Source organism: Atlantibacter sp. RC6 (assembly GCF_014193285.1).
Taxonomy (GTDB): Bacteria; Pseudomonadota; Gammaproteobacteria; order Enterobacterales; family Enterobacteriaceae; genus Atlantibacter.
In genome coordinates, this window is the sequence record NZ_JACHZE010000002.1 from 276256 (window position 1) to 294174 (window position 17919).

17 protein-coding genes and 2 tRNA genes are annotated in these 17919 nt (G+C 54.7%); 14 read left to right on the top strand and 5 right to left on the bottom strand.

The window, feature by feature from the left end:
* Positions 1-8 precede the first annotated feature (8 nt).
* Positions 9-95 (top strand) — tRNA-Leu (locus tag FHW74_RS06315).
* Positions 96-125: 30 nt separating this feature from the next.
* Positions 126-212, top strand: a tRNA-Leu gene (locus tag FHW74_RS06320).
* Between the two features lie 32 nt (positions 213-244).
* On the opposite strand, the gene FHW74_RS06325 is transcribed toward FHW74_RS06320, so the two are convergent.
* Complete coding sequence (locus FHW74_RS06325; protein WP_183169664.1) at positions 245-481, bottom strand: DUF1435 domain-containing protein; 237 nt, start codon at positions 479-481, stop codon at positions 245-247.
* A 255-nt stretch (positions 482-736) separates the two neighbouring features.
* Between FHW74_RS06325 and FHW74_RS06330 the strand changes: the two genes are divergently transcribed.
* Together FHW74_RS06330 and fhuF are read left to right on the top strand one after the other, a co-directional pair.
* Positions 737-1804, top strand: a complete 1068-nt coding sequence (locus tag FHW74_RS06330; RefSeq protein ID WP_183169665.1) for a GGDEF domain-containing protein — start codon at positions 737-739, stop codon at positions 1802-1804.
* 80 nt (positions 1805-1884) lie between these two features.
* Complete coding sequence (gene fhuF / locus FHW74_RS06335) at positions 1885-2673, top strand: siderophore-iron reductase FhuF (protein ID WP_183169666.1); 789 nt, start codon at positions 1885-1887, stop codon at positions 2671-2673.
* Positions 2674-2686: 13 nt separating this feature from the next.
* Here the strand turns inward: fhuF and FHW74_RS06340 are convergent, their stop codons facing one another.
* Positions 2687-4030 (bottom strand): PTS sugar transporter subunit IIC, encoded by a 1344-nt coding sequence (locus FHW74_RS06340; protein ID WP_183169667.1) that lies wholly within the window; start codon positions 4028-4030, stop codon positions 2687-2689.
* A gap of 314 nt (positions 4031-4344) precedes the next feature.
* On the opposite strand from FHW74_RS06340, the gene FHW74_RS06345 reads away from it, so the two are divergent.
* The gene (locus FHW74_RS06345) at positions 4345-4803 is read left to right on the top strand and encodes a YbaK/EbsC family protein (RefSeq protein ID WP_183169668.1); all 459 of its coding nucleotides are present in this window, start codon (positions 4345-4347) and stop codon (positions 4801-4803) included.
* A gap of 44 nt (positions 4804-4847) precedes the next feature.
* Here FHW74_RS06345 and bglJ read toward each other — a convergent pair whose 3' ends face one another.
* Together bglJ and FHW74_RS06355 are read right to left on the bottom strand one after the other, a co-directional pair.
* Positions 4848-5495, bottom strand: coding sequence for a DNA-binding transcriptional activator BglJ (gene bglJ, locus FHW74_RS06350; protein ID WP_183169669.1), 648 nt, complete (start codon positions 5493-5495; stop codon positions 4848-4850).
* Positions 5471-6175 (bottom strand): helix-turn-helix transcriptional regulator, encoded by a 705-nt coding sequence (locus FHW74_RS06355; RefSeq protein ID WP_370527978.1) that lies wholly within the window; start codon positions 6173-6175, stop codon positions 5471-5473. Before FHW74_RS06355 ends, bglJ begins: the two co-directional genes overlap by 25 nt.
* A gap of 672 nt (positions 6176-6847) precedes the next feature.
* Between FHW74_RS06355 and FHW74_RS06360 the strand changes: the two genes are divergently transcribed.
* From FHW74_RS06360 to FHW74_RS06395, 8 genes are all read left to right on the top strand, one after another.
* Positions 6848-7624, top strand: coding sequence for a threonine/serine exporter ThrE family protein (locus FHW74_RS06360; RefSeq protein WP_183169670.1), 777 nt, complete (start codon positions 6848-6850; stop codon positions 7622-7624).
* Complete coding sequence (locus tag FHW74_RS06365) at positions 7615-8088, top strand: threonine/serine exporter (protein WP_183169671.1); 474 nt, start codon at positions 7615-7617, stop codon at positions 8086-8088. Before FHW74_RS06360 ends, FHW74_RS06365 begins: the two co-directional genes overlap by 10 nt.
* A 126-nt stretch (positions 8089-8214) precedes the next feature.
* The gene (gene dnaT / locus FHW74_RS06370; RefSeq protein WP_183169672.1) at positions 8215-8760 is read left to right on the top strand and encodes a primosomal protein DnaT; all 546 of its coding nucleotides are present in this window, start codon (positions 8215-8217) and stop codon (positions 8758-8760) included.
* A gap of 2 nt (positions 8761-8762) precedes the next feature.
* Entirely contained in the window at positions 8763-9503 is a 741-nt protein-coding gene (gene dnaC, locus FHW74_RS06375; RefSeq protein WP_183169673.1) for a DNA replication protein DnaC, read from the top strand.
* A gap of 134 nt (positions 9504-9637) precedes the next feature.
* On the top strand, positions 9638-10135 hold the full coding sequence (locus FHW74_RS06380; protein WP_183169674.1) for a DUF2501 domain-containing protein: 498 nt from the start codon (positions 9638-9640) through the stop codon (positions 10133-10135).
* A 241-nt stretch (positions 10136-10376) separates the two neighbouring features.
* Entirely contained in the window at positions 10377-12668 is a 2292-nt protein-coding gene (gene opgB / locus FHW74_RS06385) for a phosphatidylglycerol--membrane-oligosaccharide glycerophosphotransferase (protein ID WP_183169675.1), read from the top strand.
* Positions 12669-12704: 36 nt separating this feature from the next.
* On the top strand, positions 12705-14021 hold the full coding sequence (gene dsdA, locus FHW74_RS06390; protein ID WP_183169676.1) for a D-serine ammonia-lyase: 1317 nt from the start codon (positions 12705-12707) through the stop codon (positions 14019-14021).
* 150 nt (positions 14022-14171) lie between these two features.
* Positions 14172-16190: an FAD-dependent oxidoreductase gene (locus FHW74_RS06395; RefSeq protein ID WP_183169677.1), complete on the top strand. Its 2019-nt coding sequence runs from the start codon at positions 14172-14174 to the stop codon at positions 16188-16190.
* Here the strand turns inward: FHW74_RS06395 and rlmG are convergent.
* On the bottom strand, positions 16187-17317 hold the full coding sequence (rlmG, locus tag FHW74_RS06400; RefSeq protein ID WP_183169678.1) for a 23S rRNA (guanine(1835)-N(2))-methyltransferase RlmG: 1131 nt from the start codon (positions 17315-17317) through the stop codon (positions 16187-16189). The genes FHW74_RS06395 and rlmG overlap by 4 nt on opposite strands.
* An 85-nt stretch (positions 17318-17402) precedes the next feature.
* On the opposite strand from rlmG, the gene FHW74_RS06405 reads away from it, so the two are divergent.
* The gene (locus tag FHW74_RS06405; RefSeq protein WP_183169679.1) at positions 17403-17903 is read left to right on the top strand and encodes a M48 family metallopeptidase; all 501 of its coding nucleotides are present in this window, start codon (positions 17403-17405) and stop codon (positions 17901-17903) included.
* Positions 17904-17919: the final 16 nt, after the last annotated feature.

Here is a 17919-nt window from a genome sequence, read left to right on the forward strand (position 1 = left end):
CGCACTGCGCGAAGGTGGCGGAATTGGTAGACGCGCTAGCTTCAGGTGTTAGTGTCTTAACGGACGTGAGGGTTCAAGTCCCTCTCTTCGCACCAATGCGATGACGATATTTATCTTTACCCTGTGCGAAGGTGGCGGAATTGGTAGACGCGCTAGCTTCAGGTGTTAGTGCCTTAACGGGCGTGAGGGTTCAAGTCCCTCTCTTCGCACCACGCTTTACTCCCTCTTGTTTAACTTCTCTGCTTTAAAACCACCGCAAATTTAGCGCTATCAGCATCAGCCCGCTGATAAAGGCTACGCATGACGGCAACAGGACAAAATGACGCAGTCGCTTGTGATAAAGCATGCCCGATGTCGCCAGCAGCGCCAGCACAACCACGCCCCGCCACTGTTCGAAAGTTAAACCGCTCAATGCCAGTACGGTCACGACTACACCCGGCAGCACGATCCCCCAGCCACTTTCCAGCGCTCGTTGCAACATGGCTACACCTCTTTCACTGATAACCCAACCGATAATGATAAATTATATCATATGATATAAATTCTCATTTTCAACCCTTCATTTGTTAAGTGCTGGTTGAGTTTTTCGGGCAATTAATGACACGAATTGATGAAGGTGATAGATTGAGCAAATTGATAAAGATCATTAATTCTGGCTCGATCATGACCGACTTTCCGCCTGTTAGCCTTTATCTCACCTCAACCTGACATAGCGCGTGTAAACAACGACTTAGATATGACGTCTCAATCCTGGCGATCGCTACTTCAAGAGAAGTACCAACTCTCATTACGTCTGTTTCTGTTTCTTAATGCGTTGTCAGCGTTATTTAGCATGCTGAGCCCATTGTTCCGCGTAAAGATGATCACCGTGCCGCTGGTGACCATACTGACGCTCAGTATCGGTTTGTTGATATGGCGTTGGGTAAGCCAGCCGCGCACCCTAAGCCTGAGTCTAATCTCCCTGCTCTTCGGCTTGCTCTGGGCTTGGCATATTTATCTTAAGCAGCCCCATATTCCTCAATATGAATCGTCCTATCTGATCATCGCGCTGATGAGTGTGCTGTTCGTCGGCGCGCTGGCCTTTATTAATAATCTCAAAGCGTTTATTTGCCATTGCCTGCCGGTGATTTTGCTTGTGCTGTGGCTGGATCAGGGGCAACACACTATCCGGATGCTTTACGCCGTCGCGCTGCCGATGGTGGGCATTGTGATCCAGCACCTGATTCAGAAGCGTAACGACGCCTTTGCCCAGGGCCTGATGTTTAAGCTGATGGAAGAGAAAAAAACGCTCACCGATCTGAGCATGGTCGACCCGTTAACCGGGCTGTATAACCGGCGCGGCTTTCAAAACCGGCTGGAGAATCTGTTTGCGTTAGGTTCGGAACGTAACGTGGTGGTGGTGTTAGATATCGACCACTTCAAGGCCTACAACGACCATTACGGCCATATGATGGGCGACCAGGCGCTGGCCCGCGTGTCGGCAGCTATTCGCGATGCGGTGCGTTCGCGAGATATCGTGGCGCGTTTTGGCGGCGAAGAGTTTCTGGTGCTATTGACCAATACCGATTTGGATATGGCGCGCAAAACCGCAGAGCGGATACGCCAGCGGGTATTTGACTTGCGTATCCCCCACCGTTTTAACGCCGAGGTTGCCACCAACGTCACCATCAGTATTGGCCTGGCACCGATGCATGAACGGGATTTTAACGATGCATTTAAGCTTGCGGATAAGGCCCTGTATAAAGCCAAGCATCTGGGGCGCAACCATATCCTCACCAGTGAAGAGATGGAAACTGAACAGTAGCCGATGAATCCGCTTGCCATCGGTAAAACCCATCGTTAGGATTGGCAATCATTATCATTTAGATTTGCTGTTCAGTGCTTATGGCTTACCTCTCGCTTCAGTTAGATCGCCCTGCCATTGCGTCGCCTGTCCCGTTTAACAATACGGCAGCGCTGGCGGACGCGCTTCGTCACGTCCTGCGCGAGCATCATCCCCATTTACTCGATACCGTAAAGTTTGATGAGCCGACGCCTGGCAATGCGCTGACGCTTGCCCACTGGGCGCAGCCCGAAACGCTGAACGCACTGATGGCGACTTACGGCGATCATATTTATGCCCATCAGGCTAAACAGGCGCGGGAAGCAAAACCACTGAAATCGCTGTGGGCGCAGTGGTATCTGGGCCTGCTTACGCCTGCGCTGATGGCGGTCGTACTGACGCATCCGCGAGGCCTGCACCTTTCCCCGGACGTTATCCGGGCGCGCTTTCATGAAACGGGCCGCGTGGAGTCATTCTGGATTGATGTTTACCCGCATCCCGCGCTGGCGAACTCCAGCCTGCGCGAGCGGATGGAGTATCTGGTAAGCGAGGTGTTAATGCCGGTGGTCGACGCGTTGGAAGAGAGCGGCGATATTAACGGACGCCTGATCTGGGGCAATACCGGCTATCTCATCAACTGGTTTTTAGGCGAATTGAAGCCACGCCTGGGCGAAGCCGCCTGGCAACAATTACGCCAGGCCTGCTTCTTTGAAAAAACGTGTCTGGATGGACGCGACAACCCGCTATATCGCACCGTTGTACCCCGTGAAGGTTTACTGGTGCGCCGCACCTGCTGCCAGCGCAATCGCCTGCCTGGCGTTCAACAGTGCGGCGACTGCACGCTTAAATAATCAGTCCGTTTCCTCACGCCACCTGCTGGTTATCAGACTCCTGCGCCAGGCTTTCCGCCGCTTCCTGCGCCAGCAGCTGTTTTTCATACACCTTGAAAAACGGGTAGTAGATGATGGCAGACACGACCGCCAGCACGATAACCAGCAGCGCCGCCCGATAATCCCAACCCAGCGCCCATGCCCCGCCAATCGGCGCTGGCGCAGTCCAGGGCACCACGGAAATCACCCGGCTAATCAGATCGAATTTCATGGCGGCCCAGGCGAGCACCGCATTCACCATCGGAGCCAACAGGAACGGGATAAAAAATACCGGGTTCATCACGATAGGCGTCCCGAAGATCACCGGTTCGTTGATATTGAACATGCTGGGCACCACGCTCAGCCGGCCAATCGCCCGCAAATGCGCCGAACGGCTTCTCAGATAGCAAATCACCAGCCCCATGGTCGCGCCCGAACCGCCAACCACAATAAAAAAGGTCCAGAAGGCTTCCATAAAGATATGCGGCAGTGGCGCACCCTGCGCCAGCGCCGCCTGGTTGGCGGCAAGATTGGTCAGCCAGAACATTTGCAGCATCCCGGAGACGATTGCCGCGCCGTGGATCCCGGCAAACCACAGCAGATGGCCAATCAGCACCGCCAGCAAAATGGCCGGTAACGAATCCGCCGCGGCAACCAGCGGTTTAAATATCGACATAATCGCCTGCGGGATCAGCATATCGAACTGCGACTGGATCAACAGGCTAAGTGGGTAAAGGGTCAGCACGACCACCAGCACCGGGATCAGCAAATCAAATGAGTTTTTGATCATCGGTGGTACCTGATCCGGCAGACGGATGCCGATATTGTGCGCTTTCAAAAAGCGCATCATCTCCACGCAATAAATCGCCACCAGGATCGCCGTGAAAATACCGGTACCGCCGAGACTGTCTCCTGGCAGCGCGCCCTTGGTTTTCGGCGCAGCCACCAGTAAAAATGCCATCAGCGACAGCATAGCCCCCATAAAGGGATCGAGCTGATGGCTCTTCATATAGTGTTTGCCGAGGTTGTAAGCGATGGCAACGCAGATGTAAATCGACATGATCCCCATGGTCATATCAAACGGCGACAGGATCTGCCCTTCGAACTGTTTCGCCAGCGCCAGCCAGCTGCGGGCAAAGCCCCAGGTGGTATCCGGTGAAAACGGTGGATACGCGAAAACCAGCAGGAACGACCCTACGATCATAAACGGCATCGCGGAAATAAAACCATCGCGGATAGCCATAACGTGGCGCTGAGATGAAATGCGTACGGCGACGGGACTGACATAGTTTTCGACAAAACGGAAGATGACATTGAATGCAGCATGATTGGACGACATCGCAATTCTCCTGTCAGGCGATGAAATGCAGATGCCAGTACCGAAACGATCACTGTGCATCCTTTCCCATACACCCTGCCTAAAGCACGGTAAAAGAGAGGGTTAGAAGCGACTTATGGTATGAATCAGAGAGAGTTGACGACCTCAGTATTAATCCGCCCTGGCCGACCTGCAACCGGTTACAGTGTCCACTTTTTGTCATTGTGAAGAAGATCGCTAATTAGCAGGGTGTTAACAGGAGGTGAAAGATTGTCAATTTACAAGGGCAGACTGGCTGTGCCAGATTAACAGGCGACAAGACGCAGGAGCCCGGAATGAGTATTGAATCTGTACGTCAATTTTTTGCTGAACATGCCCCGGATATCGACATCATCGAATTAAACCAGAGTACCGCGACGGTCGCTCTGGCAGCCGCCGCGCATAATGTCGAGCCAGGCCAAATCGCCAAGACGTTATCACTAAAAGTGAAAGAAGAGATTATCCTGGTAGTCGCAAAGGGGGACGCGCGGCTGGATAACAAAAAACTCAAGGCAGCCTTTGGCGCGAAAGCGCGCATGCTAAGCAGTGATGAAGTCGTGACATGGACCGGGCATCCCGTGGGCGGAGTATGTCCCTTTGGGCTGGAGCACCCATTGACGGTGTATTGCGATGTTTCATTGCAGGCGTATCAGGAAGTTTTACCTGCTGCTGGCGCCATCCATAGCGCCGTGCGTATCTCTCCCCAACGGCTGGCGGAACTTACCGCCGCAAGCTGGGTTGATGTTTGCCAGTAATCATAACTGTATGGGCTATTCAGGCCTGCCCCGACCTGAATACCTTACAGAAAGTTATTACGGTAGCGCAGGATATCCGCCGCATCCAACAACCCGGCGTCATTGTTGACGCCCAGTTTCAACATCGCGTTGAATTTATGTGCGCGTATCGTTTTGATGTTCCGCTCCAGGCAGGACGCGATTTGCGAAACAGAGTAACCATCCGTTAAATAACGTAGGATGATGCGCTCGGTAGGGCTCAGTAAACGGGGGCTATTGCTGATATACCAATGATTTGCATTAGCATCAGACGTCCGGCTGGCGTCATTGAGCAGCGCAGATAGCTCATCATAAAAGCGCGTCACTGGTGAATCTTTATTAACCACGCCGTTAATAATAGTTTGCGAAAGTTGAGTAATGAGTTTTGCTTCATCGGTACCATTAACCATAACAATACGTTTCAGGTTCGGCTGCAAGGAGGCGATTTCACTAAACAATTGCAGGCATTCCCGGCGATGCTCCCGCGATCCTGATAACGAAAAAATAACGCCATGAAACGGCACATGCGTCTGCATCTGCATAAACTCATCACGGTGCTTAAAAAAGATAATACGGTACTGAGATTGCTTAGCAAAAAGTGCTTTCATTCCTGCTGCAATTAACGCACAGGTTTCGAAAACCGCAATATTTAGTTGGTTGCCAAATTGTTCCATTGTTGTGATTCCATGTGCATAGATAATAAATTCAATTCCTTTAACCCCTGAAAGCTATTTATCCACCCATACATTTCTGCATTGGTTTTCAGGGACAGGCGACGCATGGCACTGTGTTTTTGTGCACTAATGGTTTTATTACTTTTCTTAAGTAATTGAGCTATCTGGTTTATACCCCAACCTTTACCTAATAAACGTAACACTTGTTTTTCTGAAGCCGTTAATAACGGTGTATTTTCTTCATCATTGCTGCTCTCCTGGCCTGCCATCAACAGCGAGTGGCTAATCCTGTCGACTTTCTGGCTCCCCAGAAAAATGGCATTCGCCACGGTTTCGATGGATTCGCAAGTAGATAACAGGGTGGTTTCAGGCCGCACCAGCCACTCTACCGCTTTTGAAAAACATGCTCTTGGAACTAAAAAAATCCAATGAACTTCCCGAAAACGACTAATAAGTGAATAGTAAGACTCACATTCACGAGCGAGTTTCTGCTCGTCGCCACCCAGTTCAGCGATAACCACTGAAGTCCGCATTAATTCATTGCTACCAATATTTTTAACATCAAAAAAATGTAATAGGCTCATTGTTTCAATATGGCTATCAACAACTTTTTGAAGACCCGAATGCATTAAGGGTGTTTCGCTAATGACAATGCCTTGCCTGTTATAATTATGTAACACGCTTCCTCCATGAATACATGAATATATTCAAAACATTCTCGCCCTGTATGATTTGAGCTTTTACAATTATATAAATAATAGATTGAGGTGACTCTCAGGCATCGTAAAACCGCAGAATACTGACGCATTCTGCCTGAGTTCCGATTAACTTAAGAACATTCTAAAAATGCGCTTTAAAAGAGTCAATATGCAGAAATAAAAACTCAATTAAGAATATATTTATAATGAAAGTAAAAAGCGGCCACATGAAACCATAACTGTCCATTAATAAACACTATTTTACACCTTTTCTTTAATCAAGACTGGCCCGCTGCTTTTACTTTTATTTCATGCATCATTAAGAAAAATGATATCATTGACTTATCGCTTCCCTGACAATCTGAAATCCTACAAACATCAGTCATTAATAATCGAATTTCACCAGTAAAACGTGCATCAACACCTCACCCTACAATGGGTTCAATAATTAATCCGCTCATCAATATCGCTTTTACGGCATCGATCTCATTAAACCGCTAAAAAGTGAACGTTGCGCAAACTTTCTGTTTCACGTGGTGAGCAAAAAAGGATCACTTTCTACTAAAAACTTGATCCAAAGGACTAAGTGTCCTGCTGGACGGTATGTTAAAACCATCCTCTCCTCTTTTTGTTATCGAGCGTTTTGCCTGAACCATGGAACAAGAAGTCGCTACGCAGCGAGAAGTCACTCGCTTATGTATTCAATGCGGTCTGTTTTTATTACAGCACGGTGCCGAAAGCGCTCTGATTGAAGAACTGTCGACCCGGTTGGGGCTGGCGTTAGGCATGGACTGCGTGGAAAGCTCCATATCCGCAAACGCCATCGTGCTGACCACCATAAAAGACGATCAATGCCTGACCTCAACGCGTAAAAACGTCGATCGCGGCATTAATATGCATGTGGTCACCGAGGTCCAGCACATCGTTATTCTGGCCGAGCATAAACTTATCGATCTCCAGACGGTTAAAAAGCGTTTTAACCAGATTAAGCCGCTGCGCTATCCGCGCTGGCTGGTCGTTACCATGGTGGGGCTCTCCTGCGCTTGCTTTTGCAAACTGAACAATGGCGGCTGGGACGGGGCGCTGGTGACCTTTATCGCCAGTGCCGTGGCCATGTATGTCCGCCAGGTCTTTACCCAGCGCCACCTGCATCCGCAGATCAACTTCTGCCTGACGGCGTTTGTCGCCACCACGATTTCCGGCTTGTTGCTCACTATCGCGCCTTTTGTCCAGACTTCAACGGTGGCAATGGCCGCCAGCGTTTTATTGCTGGTGCCTGGCTTCCCGCTGATTAATGCCGTGGCGGACATGTTTAAAGGCCATATCAATACCGGGCTGGCGCGTTGGGCGATGGCGAGCCTGCTGACGCTGGCGACCTGCATCGGCGTGGTGATGGCGCTGTCGCTGTGGGGGCTGCGCGGATGGGCATAATCGATTTTATCTTTGCGCTTATCCAGGACATGTTCCTGTCCGCAATTCCTGCGGTGGGATTCGCGCTGGTGTTCAACGTACCGCAGCGGGCGCTGCCGTGGTGCGCGCTGTTGGGCGCTATCGGTCACGGATCGCGCATGGCGATGATGACGGCGGGCTTCAATATTGAGTGGAGTACCTTTGTCGCCTCGATCCTGGTCGGCATTATCGGCATTCGCTGGTCGCGCTGGTATCTGGCGCATCCGAAAGTCTTTACTGTCGCCGCGGTGATCCCGATGTTTCCGGGGATTTACGCCTACACCGCCATGATCTCCGCCGTGAAACTCAGCCACTTCGGCTACAGCGACCCATTAATGGTGGCGCTGGTCACCAACTTCCTGAAAGCCTCTTTTATTGTTGGCGCGTTGTCTATCGGCCTCTCCCTACCGGGGCTCTGGTTGTACCGTAAAAAGCCTCGCGTTTGATCGTCTTGAATGTCGGGGGCAAGCAACAAAAGCCGCCCCCGACTGTGCTACTATGGAAGAAGCATCGACAGCCTGGACTGATGCTTGTCAGCCTGTGTAGTTAACCTCCTGTTTTGAGAACGTTTTATGTCTTCCAGAATCCTCACACCCGACGTTATCGGCATTGATGCCTTTTATAACGACCCGCAAGGCGCGCTATCCCGCGCTGACAACGGGGCGCTGGCGGTATTTAAAGATAACGTCCCCGCGTTTTATGCCGTTTCGCCTGCCCGCATGGCGGAGTTGATGGCACTGGAAACCCGGTTAAACGCGCCGCAATCGGATGTCGCGCTGGAAGATCAGCTGTTTGACGAACTCACTACGCAAAGCCATCCGGTGCCGGTGCCGCTGGGCAAATTCGCCATGTATCCGGCATGGAAACCCGATGCCGATTTCCAGCGTATGGCGGCGCTTTGGGGCGTTAATTTGATCCAGCCGGTCACCGATGAAGAGCTGGCGACCTTTATCAGCTACTGGCAGGCGGAAGGGAAAGTCTTTCATCATGTACAATGGCAGCAGAAGCTGGCGCGCAGCGTACAAATCAGCCGGGCCAGCAACGGCGGCGCGCCGCGCCGCGACGTCAACAGCGTGCCGCAACCCGATAACAGCATCCCCGATGGATTCAGAGGCTAACGATGAAACACGTCACTGATCTGATGACGCGCCTGAAAAAGATGATGCCCCGCGATATCAAACCGGCGTTCACAACCGCTGAAGAGCTGCTTGCCTGGCAACGGGAGCAGGGCAAACTGCGTTCGGCCTCCATCGCTCGCGAAAATCAGGCCATGAAAATGCAGCGTACTTTTAAGCGCTCCGGCATCCGCGAGCTGCATATGAACTGCTCGTTCGATAATTATCAGGTCGAAACCGAAGGGCAGATGAAGGCGCTGGAGCGCGCCAGAAAGTATGCGGCGGAATTTGACGGTAACATCGCCAGCTTTGTGTTTTCGGGCCGCCCCGGCACCGGCAAAAACCATCTGGCAGCCGCCATCTGCAACGAACTGCTGCTGCGCGGCAAGTCGGTGATGATCATCACCGTCGCGGATATCATGTCGGCGATGAAAAACACCTTCAGCGACGGCGCGGACACCACCGAAGAGCGGCTGATTAATGATTTAAGTACTGTGGATCTGCTGGTGATCGACGAAATCGGCATGCAGACTGAATCCCGCTACGAGAAAGTGATCATCAACCAGATCGTCGATCGCCGTTCGTCATCCAAACGCCCCACCGGCATGTTGACCAACCTGCCCATCAAAGAGATGAATGCGCTGCTCGGCGAACGGGTGATGGATCGTATGCGGCTGGGCAATAGCCTGTGGGTCAACTTCGACTGGGACAGTTACCGCAGCCGGGTCACGGGCCGTGAAGTGTAAAAGCGCCAGATAACTCCTAAACAGCAGGCGACAGGTTCTGAAACGCCTGCTCCCCTCTCCTTCCTGCCCCTGTGCCCGTTATACACTAGCCGCGACTTTTGCCTGCGCCGCAGGCCAACCATGAGATCGCGCCGATGAAATCAGTAAAACAGATGTTTCAGCTTGCCGCTTGCGGGGCAATGTTGATGGCAACCAGCGGCTATGCCGCGACCTGGCAGGAGAGCTTATCCAGCGCCGCCAGCCAGTTGAGCCAGACCCAGACCACGACCAGCGGCACGCAAAGCAACTCGCTTTCTTCGCTCAGCGGCCTGCTGACGGGCGGCTCTCAGGCGTTGAGCTCGGAGAACATGCCTAACGTGGCGGGTATCCTCGGTTACTGCATGAAGCAGAAACTGGTTTCTGCGACCAATACCGAAAACGTCAAAAATCAAATTATGGAAAAGTTAGGGCTGAGCACCCCGCAGGCCCAGACCACCACGCCGGATTACACCGAAGGTTTGATGGGTTTGCTGAATACCGCGAAAGGCGAACAGCTTGATCTGGCCACCATCGGCAACTCGCCGCTGGCGGAAAAGGTGAAAACCAAAGCCTGTGACCTGGTCCTCAAGCAAGGCGTTAATTTCCTGATGTAAACCTCAGGCGGGTGTTTTTATACACCCGCTTCCTCCTTATTTCCCCCACATTTTGCCGCTACACTGCCTGTTCCCGCGTAATGTGCGCGCAATCAAATAATCCCATAACTAAACCAATTCTTAACCACTACATACTTTGATGACACTAGAATTGCAGCTGTGTTACTGAAAAGTTAGATTGTGATGTTAAAAAAGAGAATTGATCTAAACAGGCATGATGCCTGCTGGTGAGGATTTGGCGTTGTCAGAACTGCTCTCGGTTGTTTTATTTATCGCCTCGATCGTAATTTATTCCCTCAAGGCGGGCCGTAATACCTGGTGGTTTGCCGCCACCCTGGTGGTGCTTGGCCTGTTTGTAATTTTAAATATCACCCTTTACGCCAGCGATTATTTTACCGGCGACGGTATCAACGACGCGGTGATCTATACCCTCACCAACAGCCTGGCGGGCGCAGGCGTCAGCAAATACCTGTTGCCTGCCGCAGGCCTGATTGCCGCGCTGGTGCTGGTTTTTGGCGCGCTGGCCTGGGTTTTACGCCGCCGCCGTCACCGCCCATACCATTTTGGCTACAGCCTGCTGGCGCTGGTGATGGCGCTGGCTTCCGTTGACGCCAGCCCGGCGTTTCGCCAAATCACTGAGCTGGTGAAATCGCAAAGCCGCGACGGCGATCCGGATTTTGCGGCGTACTACAAAGAGCCGGGTAAAGTCATTAATAATCCGACGCTGAACCTGGTGTATATCTACGGCGAAAGCCTGGAGCGCACCTATTTTGACGACCAGGCCTTCCCCGGTCTCACGCCGGAACTGGGCGCGTTAAAAAATGAAGGGATTGATTTTAGCCACACCGCGCAGTTGCCGGGCACCGATTACACCATCGCCGGCATGGTAGCCTCCCAGTGCGGCATTCCGCTGTTCGCGCCGTTTGAAGGCAATGCGTCAGCGTCAATGTCGAGCTTCTTCCCGCAGAATATCTGCCTTGGGGATATCCTGAAAAACTCCGGCTACGAAAACCATTTTGTCCAGGGCGCCAGCCTGCGCTTTGCGGGGAAAGACGTGTTCCTGAAATCCCACGGCTTCGACCACTTATACGGCGCGGATGAGCTGAAAAGCGTGGTGGCCGACCCGCATTACCGCAACGACTGGGGCTTCTACGACGATACGGTTCTCGACCAGGCGTGGCAAAAATTTGAAGCGCTGTCTAAAGAAGGCAAACGCTTCTCGCTATTTACCCTGACGGTGGATACCCACCACCCCGACGGCTTTGTGTCGCGCACTTGCGAACGCAAACGTTATGACATCGACGGCAAAGCCAATCAGTCATTCAGCGCGGTAACCTGTAGCCAGCAGCATATCGCCGCGTTTATTAATAAAATCAAAGCGTCGCCCTATTTTAAAAATACCGTCATCGTGGTCTCTTCCGACCATCTGGCGATGAACAACACCGCCTGGAAATACCTCAATCAGCAGGATCGTAACAACCTGTTCTTTGTGCTGCGCGGCGATAAGCCTCAGCATGAGGTGATGGCGGTGAAGCGTAATACCATGGATAACGGCGCGACGGTGCTGGATATCCTGGGCGGTGATAACTTTATCGGCCTCGGTCGCAGCAGCCTGTCGGGAGACTCGCTCTCCACCGTGTTCCTGAACATGAAAGAGAAAGTGCTGGCCTGGAAACCGGACGTGATCCGCCTGTGGAACTTCCCGCGTGAAATTAAAGATTTCACGATCGATCAGGAAAAACAGACTATTGCGTTTTCCGGCTCCAAATTCCGTCTGCCGTTGCTGCTGCGGGTATCGGATAAAAAAGTCGAACCGTTGCCCGAAAGCGAATACTCCGCGCCGCTGCGCTACCAGCTGGCGGATTTCGCCCCGCGCGATAACTTTATCTGGATCGATCGCTGCTACAAAATGGCCCGCCTGTGGTCGTCGCAGTGGGCGTTGTCCACCGACTGGTGCGTGTCGCAGGGCCAACTGGGCGGCGAACAGAAGATCAGCCACGTCGATAAACCGAAGTGGCAGGGCAAAGCGGCGTTTCGTGACACGGTGATCGACACCCTGCGCTACCAGGGTAACGTCGACATGCTGAAAACCGTGGATAACGATATTCGCTATAAAGCCGACAGCTTTGTGTTCAACGTCGCTGGCGCGCCGGAAGAGGTGAAAAGCTTCAGCGGCATTTCCCGTCCGGAATCCTGGGGACGCTGGTCCAACGCGCAGTTGGACAAAGAAGTGAAGATTGAATACCACCAGCCGCTGCCGGAAAAATTCGAGCTGGTGATCACCGCCAAAGCCTTTGGCCCGAATGCGAATCAGCCAATCCCGGTACGGGTGGGTGACAGCGAACAGACGTTAACGCTGGGCAATGACGTCTCAACCACCACGCTGCATTTCGACAACCCGTCGCGCAGCAATACCCTGGTGATTGTGCCCCCTGCCCCGCAGGAAACCAACGAAGGCAATATCCTCGGTCATTCGCCGCGCAAGCTGGGCATCGGGATGGTGGACATTAAAGTGGTGAAATCCGAAGGCTGACGGGTATCATGGGCTCAATCATCAGAAGGAGCCCGCATGCCTGCGCCAACTGTCCCGCAACTGCTCAGCCGCTTTCCGCTGCTGCACGACCTTATCGCCCTGCGCGAAACCCAGTGGTTTAACCCCGCCGTCACATCGCTGGCGGACGGGTTGCCCTGGGTCGGTTTAACGTCTCACGATGTGCAAGACGCCGAAGCGCGCCTGCAACGCTTTGCGCCATGGATTGCCCACCTGTTCCCGGAAACCGCCGCCAGCGGCGGGATTATCGAATCTCCCTGCGTGGCCATCCCCAGGATGCAATCCGCCCTGGAAGCGCACTATGCAGCGCCGCTGCCCGGCAAGCTGTGGCTGAAAAAAGACAGCCATCTGCCGGTCTCCGGTTCGATTAAGGCACGCGGCGGGATTTACGAAGTGCTGTTTCATGCTGAAAAACTGGCGCTTGAGGCGGGTCTTCTTCAGCTCAGCGATGACTACCGTAAACTGGCGGACGCGCCGTTGCGCCAGCTGTTTAGCCAGCATCACATCGCGGTGGGCTCTACCGGCAATCTGGGGCTCTCCATCGGCATCGCCTCCGCCAGGCTGGGCTTTCAGGTGAGCGTCCATATGTCGGCGGACGCGCGGGAGTGGAAGAAAGCGCTGCTACGTAACCATGGCGTCACGGTGGTGGAGTATGCGGATGACTACAGCGTCGCCGTGGAACAGGGCCGCCGCGAGGCGGAACAGGACCCACGCTGTTTCTTTATCGACGATGAAAACTCCCGCAACCTGTTCCTGGGCTATGCGGTGGCGGGCGGCAGGCTTAAGCGCCAGTTCACCGAGATGGGCGTCACGGTGGATGCCGATCATCCGCTGTTTGTCTATCTGCCCTGCGGCGTCGGCGGCGGCCCCGGCGGCGTGGCGTTCGGCCTGAAGCTGGCGTTTGGCGATGCGGTGCACTGTATTTTCGCCGAACCGACCCATTCGCCTTGCATGCTGCTGGGGGTTCACACCGGGCTGCATGACGCGATATCGGTGCAGGAGTTAGGCATTGATAACCAAACCGCCGCCGACGGCCTGGCGGTAGGCCGCGCCTCTGGTTTTGTGGGACGGGCGATGGAGCGGTTAATCGACGGCTATTACACCCTGAGCGACGACACGCTGTTCACCCTGCTGGGTATGCTGGATCAGCAGGAAAGTATCGCCCTGGAGCCCTCTGCGCTGGCGGGTATGCCCGGCCCGTGGCGCTGGGATGACGCGTATCGCCGCCGCTATAGCGAGCAGGCGCTGAGCAACGCGACACATCTGGTATGGGCGACCGGCGGCGGCATGGTGCCTGGCGAAGAGATGGCGAAATACCTCGCCCGCAGCCGTTAATCGTTTAAGCGGCAGGCCCGCCTGCCGTTATTCACCGCGTTCTTTGAATCCCATCACAATCGCTGATTGCGCTTTTTCCATTCCTTCTCAGGCCAGCTAAATTAGACACTCATCCGACCACATAACAATAATTTTACATTGGAAGAGACTATGAGCTATCCGTCGCTGTTCGCCCCGCTGGATTTAGGGTTCACCACGCTAAAAAATCGAGTCCTGATGGGTTCGATGCATACCGGCCTTGAAGAACGCCCGGACGGCCCGGAACGGCTGGCGGCGTTTTATGCCGAGCGCGCGCGCCACGGCGTGGCGCTGATTGTCACCGGCGGGATAGCGCCCGCGCCTTCTGGTGTGGCGATGGCGGGCGGCGCGATGCTTAACGACCGCAGCCATCTCGATCACCATCGGCTGGTAACCGACGCCGTGCATCGCGAAGGCGGCAAAATCGCGCTGCAAATCCTCCATACCGGGCGCTACAGCTATCAACCCCATCCGGTTGCCCCCTCGGCCATTCAGGCGCCGATTAACCGCTTTGCGCCCCATGCCCTGACCCACGATGAGATCCTGGCGCTCATCGACGACTTCGCGACCTGCGCCCAACTGGCGCGGGAAGCGGGTTATGACGGCGTGGAAATCATGGGCTCGGAAGGCTATCTGATTAACCAGTTCCTGGCGGCGCGCACCAATACCCGCGAGGATGAATGGGGCGGCGATTACCCGCGCCGGATGCGCTTTGCCACGGAAGTGGTGCGCAAGGTACGCGAACGGGTGGGCAACGATTTTATTATTATCTATCGCCTGTCGATGCTCGATCTGGTGGAGGGCGGCGGCACCTTCGATGAAACCGTGACGCTGGCGCAGGCCATCGAAGCGGCGGGCGCGACAATCATCAACACCGGGATTGGCTGGCATGAAGCGCGTATTCCCACCATTGCCACCCCGGTGCCGCGCGGCGCGTTCAGTTGGGTGACGCGTAAGCTCAAAGGCCAGGTGGCGATCCCGCTGGTTACCACCAACCGGATTAACGATCCGGCGGTGGCCGATGCGATCCTCTCTGCGGGCGATGCCGATATGGTATCGATGGCGCGCCCGTTCCTGGCGGATGCCGAGTTGCTCAGTAAAGCGCAAAGCGGCCGCGAAGATGAAATCAACACCTGCATCGGCTGTAATCAGGCGTGTCTCGACCAGATCTTCGTGGGCAAAATCACGTCATGCCTGGTGAACCCGCGCGCCTGCCATGAAACGAAAATGCCGATCCTCCCGGCTGCGAGGGTGAAAAACCTCGCCGTGGTCGGCGCGGGCCCTGCCGGGCTGGCGTTTGCGGTTAACGCCGCGCAGCGCGGTCACCGGGTAACGCTGTTCGATGCGGCCCCGGAAATCGGCGGGCAGTTCAACATCGCCAAACAGATCCCTGGCAAAGAAGAATTTTATGAAACCCTGCGCTATTACCGCCGGATGCTGGAGATTACTGGCGTGGACGTTCGGCTAAATACGCCGGTTAACCCGGTGATGCTGGCAGAAGCGGACGAAGTTATCCTGGCCTGCGGCATTGAGCCGCGCGTTCCGCTGATTGACGGGATCGATCATCCCCGCGTGCTGAGCTATCTGGAGGTATTACGCGATAAAAAACCGGTGGGCGAGCGCGTCGCGATTATTGGCTGCGGCGGTATTGGCTTCGATACCGCGATGTATCTCAGCCAGCAGGGCGAATCCACCAGCCAGAATATCGCCGAGTTCTGCGCGGAATGGGGTATCGACACCAGCCTCGAGCAGGTGGGCGGCTTGCGGCCGCAAGGGCCGCAACTGCCGAAAAGCCCGCGCCAGATTGTGATGCTGCAACGTAAAGCCAGCAAACCGGGCGAAGGGCTGGGTAAAACCACCGGCTGGATCCACCGCGCCACCCTGCTGGCGCGCGGCGTGAAGATGGTCCCCGGCGTCAGCTATCAGCGCATCGACGATGACGGTTTACACGTCACGATTAACGGCGAACCGCAAACCCTGGCAGTGGATAACGTGATCCTGTGCGCCGGGCAGGAGCCGCGCCGCGAACTGGCGGAACCGCTGCGCGAAGCCGGCAAAACGGTGCATTTGATTGGCGGGTGCGATGTGGCGCTGGAGCTGGATGCCCGGCGCGCGATTGCCCAGGGCACCCGTCTGGCGCTGGAGATTTAGCGGCTGTTACGCAGCTTCACCGCCTTCAACACCACGAATTTGTTGTTGGTGGCGACGGTGGTGCAGTTGCCGAATATTTTCTTCAGCTTGCGGTAGTAATCGAGGTGGCGGTTGCCGACCACGCGCAGCTCGCCGCCGTATTTCAGGCAGCGCCGCGCGTCGTTAAACATCTGCCAGGCGATATGATCGGTAATGGCGTGCTGCTGGTGGAATGGCGGATTGCACAACACGGCGTGAAAACGATCCGGCTCAATGCCCGCCAGCGCGTTGTTCACCACAAATTCGCTGCGCGCCAGCGCGTCTGGCAGGTTATGTTCGACGTTTAACCGGCTCGAGGCCAGCGCCATAAACGACTCATCGACAAACACTACCCGGCCCTGCGGGTTTTGCGCCAGTAGCGTTAAGCCAATCACGCCGTTGCCGCAGCCCAGATCCGCCATCTCCCCTTCCACGTTTTCCGGCAGATGCTGCATAAAGAACCGCGCGCCAATATCCAGCCCGGTGCGAGAGAATACGTTGGCATGGTTGTGGATGGTCCAGGGCGTGCCGTCGAGTTTCCAGTTCAGGGTCGCGGAGGCATTATTCAGCGCAGGCAGCGCCACGCTGCCGTAAATCAGCCGCGCCTTTTTCCACGCCAGCGAGGTGGTGGTTGGGCCGAGGATTTTTTCAAACAGCGCCAGGGTGGAGTTATGAATATCTCGCGCTTTGGCCCCGGCGATAATCCGGGTCTCCGGCGTGACCACATCGCGCAGCGCGCGCAATTGCTGCTCAAGCAGGGCCAGCTGTTTCGGGATCTTGATCAGCACCAGCGCCGGGGCCGCAGGCAGCGGCGCGAGGGAATCCTGGAAGGTGATGCTGTCGGCATCAATCTGATTGAGGCGCAGGTTATGGCGCGCGGCCTGCTGAGCGATAAACGAATCGCTGATGTTCCACGGGCGACGGGCCGCCAGCGCGCAGGTTAACGCGCCGAAAGCATCGTTAAAAATCAGCGTCGGGCCCTCTGTTTGCGGCATATCCTGCAACAGATATTCATCGGCGGCGTCCCACGCCTGTAGCGGGGCCTGTTCCGGCATCGGCGGATAGCGCTCAAGCGTTAATTCGCATGCATTTAACTCAACCTGGCTCATCGGCCCTCCACGGTGCTAAAATTCGCGCGATTTATCCCTTAATTACGCATCTGAGTAAACCTTTTTTTCTCTCGCCGAGGCATCCATGAGCGCACTGCTGTATCTCCAGGGCTACCCTGAATCCTTGTTAAGCCAGGTCAATAGCCTGATCGAACAGGGGCGGCTGGGCGACGTGCTGAATAAGCGCTACCCGCAACTGCATGATATCGCGACCGATAAAGCGCTATGGAACTACGTGCAGGAGATTAAAAACCGTCATCTGCGCAACAGCTCGCCGTTAAGCAAAGTGGCCTGGGACAATAAGATCCACGTGCTGAAACACGCGCTGGGGTTGCATACCGCCGTATCCCGGGTGCAGGGCAATAAGCTGAAGGCGAAAGCGGAAATTCGCGTGGCGACGGTATTCCGTCAGGCCCCGGAGCCGTTTTTGCGCATGATCGTGGTTCACGAGCTGGCGCACCTGAAAGAGAAAGAGCACAACAAAGCGTTTTATCAGCTGTGCTGCCATATGGAGCCGGACTATCACCAACTGGAATTCGACACCCGCCTGTGGCTGACCCATCAGGCATTGCTCAGTTCTGCGTAACAGGCCACGTGATTTC

Coding starts and splice junctions, on each gene's coding strand:
- FHW74_RS06405 (WP_183169679.1), top strand. CDS start 17,403: ATGAGCGCACTGCTGTATCTCCAGGGCTACCCTGAATCCTTGTTAAGC.
- FHW74_RS06340 (WP_183169667.1), bottom strand. CDS start 4,030: ATGTCGTCCAATCATGCTGCATTCAATGTCATCTTCCGTTTTGTCGAA.
- FHW74_RS06360 (WP_183169670.1), top strand. CDS start 6,848: ATGGAACAAGAAGTCGCTACGCAGCGAGAAGTCACTCGCTTATGTATT.
- dnaC (WP_183169673.1), top strand. CDS start 8,763: ATGAAACACGTCACTGATCTGATGACGCGCCTGAAAAAGATGATGCCC.
- FHW74_RS06395 (WP_183169677.1), top strand. CDS start 14,172: ATGAGCTATCCGTCGCTGTTCGCCCCGCTGGATTTAGGGTTCACCACG.
- FHW74_RS06325 (WP_183169664.1), bottom strand. CDS start 481: ATGTTGCAACGAGCGCTGGAAAGTGGCTGGGGGATCGTGCTGCCGGGT.
- fhuF (WP_183169666.1), top strand. CDS start 1,885: ATGGCTTACCTCTCGCTTCAGTTAGATCGCCCTGCCATTGCGTCGCCT.
- FHW74_RS06330 (WP_183169665.1), top strand. CDS start 737: ATGACGTCTCAATCCTGGCGATCGCTACTTCAAGAGAAGTACCAACTC.
- FHW74_RS06380 (WP_183169674.1), top strand. CDS start 9,638: ATGAAATCAGTAAAACAGATGTTTCAGCTTGCCGCTTGCGGGGCAATG.
- bglJ (WP_183169669.1), bottom strand. CDS start 5,495: ATGGAACAATTTGGCAACCAACTAAATATTGCGGTTTTCGAAACCTGT.
- rlmG (WP_183169678.1), bottom strand. CDS start 17,317: ATGAGCCAGGTTGAGTTAAATGCATGCGAATTAACGCTTGAGCGCTAT.
- dsdA (WP_183169676.1), top strand. CDS start 12,705: ATGCCTGCGCCAACTGTCCCGCAACTGCTCAGCCGCTTTCCGCTGCTG.
- FHW74_RS06345 (WP_183169668.1), top strand. CDS start 4,345: ATGAGTATTGAATCTGTACGTCAATTTTTTGCTGAACATGCCCCGGAT.
- dnaT (WP_183169672.1), top strand. CDS start 8,215: ATGTCTTCCAGAATCCTCACACCCGACGTTATCGGCATTGATGCCTTT.
- FHW74_RS06365 (WP_183169671.1), top strand. CDS start 7,615: ATGGGCATAATCGATTTTATCTTTGCGCTTATCCAGGACATGTTCCTG.